Annotated in this window: 5 protein-coding genes; 3 read left to right on the top strand and 2 right to left on the bottom strand. The window is 70.0% G+C overall.

Going from position 1 to position 5,451, the window contains the following annotated elements:
• The coding region (locus tag AC6EI8_RS23670; RefSeq protein ID WP_498383037.1) for a murein hydrolase activator EnvC family protein at positions 1-352 on the top strand (352 nt) is incomplete at its 5' end.
• A gap of 116 nt (positions 353-468) precedes the next feature.
• On the opposite strand, the gene recJ is transcribed toward AC6EI8_RS23670, so the two are convergent.
• Positions 469-2,166 carry a single-stranded-DNA-specific exonuclease RecJ gene (gene recJ, locus AC6EI8_RS23675; RefSeq protein ID WP_149319305.1) on the bottom strand — a complete coding sequence of 566 codons (1,698 nt, stop codon included), beginning with the start codon at positions 2,164-2,166 and terminating at the stop codon, positions 469-471.
• A gap of 244 nt (positions 2,167-2,410) precedes the next feature.
• Entirely contained in the window at positions 2,411-3,580 is a 1,170-nt protein-coding gene (locus AC6EI8_RS23680) for a hypothetical protein (RefSeq protein ID WP_498383038.1), read from the bottom strand.
• 213 nt (positions 3,581-3,793) lie between these two features.
• Between AC6EI8_RS23680 and AC6EI8_RS23685 the strand changes: the two genes are divergently transcribed.
• Together AC6EI8_RS23685 and AC6EI8_RS23690 are read left to right on the top strand one after the other, a co-directional pair.
• The gene (locus AC6EI8_RS23685) at positions 3,794-5,044 is read left to right on the top strand and encodes a lipoprotein-releasing ABC transporter permease subunit (protein WP_149319302.1); all 1,251 of its coding nucleotides are present in this window, start codon (positions 3,794-3,796) and stop codon (positions 5,042-5,044) included.
• Positions 5,037-5,451: ABC transporter ATP-binding protein (locus tag AC6EI8_RS23690; RefSeq protein WP_498383039.1), on the top strand; the 415-nt coding region annotated here is incomplete at its 3' end. The genes AC6EI8_RS23685 and AC6EI8_RS23690, both read left to right, overlap by 8 nt.

Raw genomic sequence — 5,451 nt, forward strand, 5'->3', positions numbered from 1 at the left:
CGCGCTGCAATGGCCGGCCGACGGCACGGTCACGCACGGCTATTCGCCACCGTCCAGCAAAGGCCTGCGCATCGCGGTGCCGGCCAATGGCACCGTACGTGCCGCCGCGGCCGGCTGGGCGATCCACGTCGGCGCGCTGCGCGGCTACGGCACGCTGGTGATCGTCAAGCACAACGACGACTGGCTGACGGTCTACGGAAATCTCGATCAGCCGATGGTCAAGGAAGGCGCCCACGTCGACGCGGGCCAGGTGGTGGGCCGCATGGGCGCCGCGGCCAGCGAACTGCACTTCGAGGTGCGCGGCAACGGCAAGCCGGTCGATCCGGCCAGCATGCTGCCGGCGCGGGGGTAAGGCCGGGTCCTGCCTTCGCATCGGCGTCGTCTCCGCGCATGCGGGACGCAGCGTCCTTCGGCAGCCGCTTGGCCCCTGCTTTCACGGGTCGAACTATCGGCTGGCAGAGCCTGTCCCTACTGCGCGTGCTCGATCACCATCTGCACGCGCGTGACGCCGTTGAACGTGTTGTTGTCGAGCCGGTAGGCCACCATCGCGCTGGCACCCAGCGTGTCGGCGTGGTTGAACCAGATCGCGTCGAACTGGCGCTTGCCGCGTCCGAGCTGCAGCTTCAGGTGCTTGCCCTTGAGCACGGTCTGGCGCAGCACGTCGAATTCCCCGCAGAAGGTCGGCGGCGGAAAGCCCTGGCCCCATACCTGCTGCTCCAGCAGCGACACGAAGGCCGGATCGAAGCAGTGGTCCTCGATCTCGCCGTCGGTCTCGATCACGCGGGCGAGATGGTCGTCGGTCAGCCATTCGCGGCCGATGCCCTCGAACGCATCCATGAAGCGCTCGAAATCGCCAGCGCGCAGCGTCAGGCCGGCCGCCATCGCATGGCCGCCGAACTTGACCAGCAGGCCGGGATGGCGCTTGGACACCAGATCGAGCGCGTCGCGCAGATGAAAGCCCGGAATCGAGCGGCCCGAGCCCTTGATGGTGGCCTCGTCGCCCGGCGCGAAGGTGATGGTCGGGCGATGGAACTTCTCCTTGAGCCGCGACGCGACGATGCCGATCACGCCCTGGTGCCAGGTGTCGTTGAACACGCTGACGGTAAAGCGCGACGACGGGTCGAGCCCGTCGAGCGGACGCTCGAGGATCTGCAGCGCCTCCTGCTGCATGCCGGCCTCGATATCGCGCCGCTCGCGGTTCATCGCGTCGAGCTGCTGCGCGATCTCCCACGCGCGCTCGGCGTCGTCGCTGAGCAGGCATTCGATGCCGAGCGACATGTCGGCGAGCCGTCCGGCGGCGTTCAGCCGCGGTCCCAGGCCGAAGCCCAGGTCGAAGGTGGTGGCGCGGCTGGCCTCGCGTCCGGCCGCGCGGAACAGCGCGGCGACGCCCGCATGCATGCGGCCGGCGCGCATGCGCTTGAGCCCCTGCGCGACCAGGATGCGGTTGTTGGTGTCGAGCTTGACCACGTCCGCCACGGTGCCGAGGGCAACGAGGTCGAGCAGCGTGTCAAGCCGCGGCTGATTGGCCGGCGTGAACACGCCGCGCTGGCGCAATTCCGCGCGCAGCGCCAGCAGCACGTAGAACATCACGCCGACGCCCGCCAGGTTCTTGCTGGGAAAGCCGCAGCCCGGCTGGTTCGGATTGACGATCACCGCCGCGTCGGGCAGCTGGTCGCCAGGGAGATGGTGGTCGGTGACCACCACGTCGATGCCGCGCGCATTGGCCGCGGCCACGCCATCGACGCTCGCGATGCCGTTGTCGACGGTGACGATCACGTCCGGGTTGCGCTGCGCCGCCAACGCGACGATCTCCGGCGTCAGGCCGTAGCCGTATTCGAAACGGTTCGGCACGATGTAGTCGACCTGGGCACCCAGCATGCGCAGGCCGCGCACGCCCACCGCGCAGGCGGTGGCGCCGTCGCAGTCGTAGTCGGCGACGATCAGCAGCCGGCGGCGCGCGGCGATCGCATCGGCGAGATAGACCGCGGCGCGGTCGATGCCCTTCATCGCCTGCGGGGCCATCAGCTCGGGCAGGTCGGTGGCCAGCTCGCGCGCATGGGTGACGCCGCGCGCCGACAGGATGCGCGCCAGCGTCGGATGCAGGCCCAGCGCCGCGAGGGCGCTGGCGTGGTCGGGCTGGTGGGGGCGGATCGCGATGCGGGTCATGGGGTCGGAACGATAGCGGAGCAGGGGCCGGGGCGGCGGCAAAGCGGGCGAAGCAGCCGCAGCGGACGAAGCAGACGCAGCGGCCGCAGCAGGGGAAGCGGACGCGGCAGACGAAGCGGATGCGACAGACCAAGCGGGTGCGACAGACCAAGCGGGTGCGACAGACGAAGCGGGTGCGACAGACGAAGCGGGCGCGGCGCGGCAAGTGGATGAGGCGGACGAAGCGGCGTTGGCATGGTCGCCCTCATGCGGCCAGCGCGAGATCGGACAGCAGCGCGCGCCAGTCGCCGCGCATGCCCAGGCCGCGCCAGAACTTGCGCAGGTCGCCGCGGCGCACGGTGAATTCGGCGTGATGGTCGTCGCCGCCGAGCACCAGCGTCAGCGCCTGCAGCCGGCCCGACTCGAGCGCGGCCAGCGCCGGCGCGAACCAGTCGGCCTCGAGCGCATGCAGCCGTTCGATCCAGCTGCCCCAGTCCTCGGCGAGATAGGCCGAGGCGCAGGCATCGAGCAGCGCCATGGCGCTGCCCTCGGCCTTAAGCGATGCGAGCGATTCGAGCGATGCCAGCGAAGGCGGCAAGGGCAGGCATTCCGCGCCGCCGGCCAGCGCGAGCCCACGCAGCAGCGGATCGTCGGCCAGCACCGTATCGGCCAGCCGCGGCACCGGCCGCAGCGCGCCGCCGCCATGCAGCCAGACCGAGTTGACGGGCAGCGCGCCGCGGGCCTCGCGCGCCTGGTTGACCGGATGGTCGAACCAGGTCATCTGGATCTCGTTCTGCAGCCGGCGCCAGTCGCGCTCGCGCGGGCCGGACTGCATCCAGACGTCGATATTGCGGCCGGCCGCGCGCAGCGGCGGGGTCGCGTCCAGCGGGCCGAACACGGCTTCGGGCAGATACCAGCGGCCGGGGTGCGGCGCATCCAGCGCGATGCCCGAATCGCTCAACAGCGGCGCGATGGCCTCGCGCAGCGCGGCCGATTCGGCGGCGTCCAGCGTCAGCAGCGCCGGGTCCATCAGCACCAGGTGATCGCGCGCGGCATGGATGTGGACCGGTTGCAGGCAGACCCAGGACTGCGGGTCGGTGCCGGACCGCAGGTCGTGAGCGGCGTCGGCGCCGCCATGGTCGGCCAGCCGCATGTAGGGCGCGGTGGGCACGCGCGCGGTGTCCAGGCCGGCGCGCGCGGCCAGCCAGCGCTCATGGGCGAGCGAGCGCAGCGCGATCGGATCGTAGCCTGCGCCGTGGCGCTCGCGCGCAGTCGTGCCGGCGCGCGTCAGCAACTTTCCCAGCGCCGGCAACTCCAACTGGCGCAGCAGGGCGCCGGCAATGCCGCCGCCGGCGCCGTTCGGTTCGTCCAGGCCCTCGGTATCCGCGCCGGGCGGGACCGAAAAGGGCACAATCAGGGTCAGGTGCGTCGTCATGGTTGGCGAGATTGTAAACTCGCGGGTGGCCGGCGCGTCCCGATTCACCCGATTCGGATGAATTCGCGCCGGATTTGCGCCGAACTGGCGCCGGACTTGCGCCGGATTTACGCCCGATCAGCACGCGCCCGGGGGCGCGATTGCGGCCCGGCCGGGCCATCGATCCGGCCTCACGGGCGCCATCGCGCGTTGGCAACGAACACAGGAACCGTCTTGAACTTTCCCTACGAGTGGCAGATCGGCTGGCGCTATACCCGCGCCAGCAAACGCGCCAGCCGCAATACCTTCATCTCCTTCATCTCGATGATCTCGATGCTCGGCATCGCCCTCGGCGTGGCCGCGCTGATCGTCGTGCTGTCGGTGATGAACGGCTTCCAGAAGGAGGTACGCGACCGCATGCTGTCGGTGCTGGCGCATATCGAGGTGATCGGCCCATCCACGCTGCCCGACTGGCGCCGCACCGCCGCCGAGGCGATGCGCAACAAGGAGGTAGTCGGCGCCGCGCCCTATGTCGCCGCGCAGGCGATGCTGACGCGCGACGACACCGTGCGCGGCGTACTGCTGCGCGGCGTCGATCCGGCCGAGGAGCCCAAGGTCTCGGACATCGGCAAGCAGTTCAAGGCCGGCAGCCTGACCGAGCTGCAGCCCGGCGGCTTCGGCATCGTGCTCGGCGGCGAGCTGGCCGCGGCGATGGGTGTGCGCGTGGGCGACAAGGTCACGCTGGTGGCGCCGCAGGGCACCATCACGCCGGCGGGCGTGCTGCCACGGCTCAAGCAGTTCACCGTGGTCGGCGTGTTCTCGTCGGGCCATTACGAGTTCGACAGCGCGCTGGCGCTGATCGACATCCAGGACGCGCAGACGCTGTTCCGGCTCGACGGTCCCAACGGCCTGCGGCTGAAGCTGTCCGACATGCAGCGCGCCCCGCAGGTCGCCGACGCGCTCGCCGGCACGCTGTCCGGCGAGCTCTATCTGCGCGACTGGTCCAAGCAGAACCGCAACTGGTTCGCCGCGGTGCAGACCGAGAAACGGATGATGTTCATCATCCTGACGCTGATCATCGCGGTGGCGGCCTTCAACCTGGTGTCGACGCTGGTGATGACAGTGACCGACAAGCAGGCCGATATCGCGATCCTGCGCACCATGGGCGCGCAGCCCGGCTCGATCATGCGCATCTTCATCGTGCAGGGCGTGGCCATCGGCTTTATCGGCACCGTGCTCGGCGTGCTCGGCGGCACGCTGATCGCGACCAATATCGACGTGATCGTGCCCTTCATCGAGCGGATCCTGCAGGTCCAGTTCCTGCCCCGCGACATCTACTTCATCAGCGAATTGCCCTCGGACCCGCGCGTGAACGACATCGCCACCATCGGCACCATTTCCTTCGTGCTGGCCATCCTGGCCACGCTCTATCCCAGCTGGCGTGCCGCCCGCGTGAACCCCGCGGAGGCGCTGCGCTATGAATGAGGCCATGCTGAACCGCACCGCCGCGCCCGAGGCCACGCCGGCGGGCGCTACCGCCGCCGCGCAACCGATCCTGACCGCGCAGGGGCTGTGCAAGCGTTTCCGCCAGGGCGGGCTCGACGTCGAGGTGCTGCGCGGCGTCGATCTGCGCATCGATGCCGGCGAGAAGGTCGCGATCGTCGGCGCCTCCGGCTCGGGCAAAAGCACGCTGCTGCATGTGCTGGGCGGGCTCGACAATCCCGATTCGGGCAGCGTCGCGCTGCTCGGCAAGCCCTTCACCGACCTGCGCGAGACCGAGCGCAACCTGGTGCGCAACCGCTCGCTCGGCTTCGTCTACCAGTTCCACCATCTGCTGCCGGAGTTCACCGCGCTGGACAACGTCGCGATGCCGATGCGCATCCGCGGCCTGC

This window comes from Cupriavidus sp. R6-3, assembly GCF_059772245.1.

Coding starts and splice junctions, on each gene's coding strand:
- recJ (WP_149319305.1), bottom strand. CDS start 2,166: ATGACCCGCATCGCGATCCGCCCCCACCAGCCCGACCACGCCAGCGCC.
- AC6EI8_RS23680 (WP_498383038.1), bottom strand. CDS start 3,580: ATGACGACGCACCTGACCCTGATTGTGCCCTTTTCGGTCCCGCCCGGC.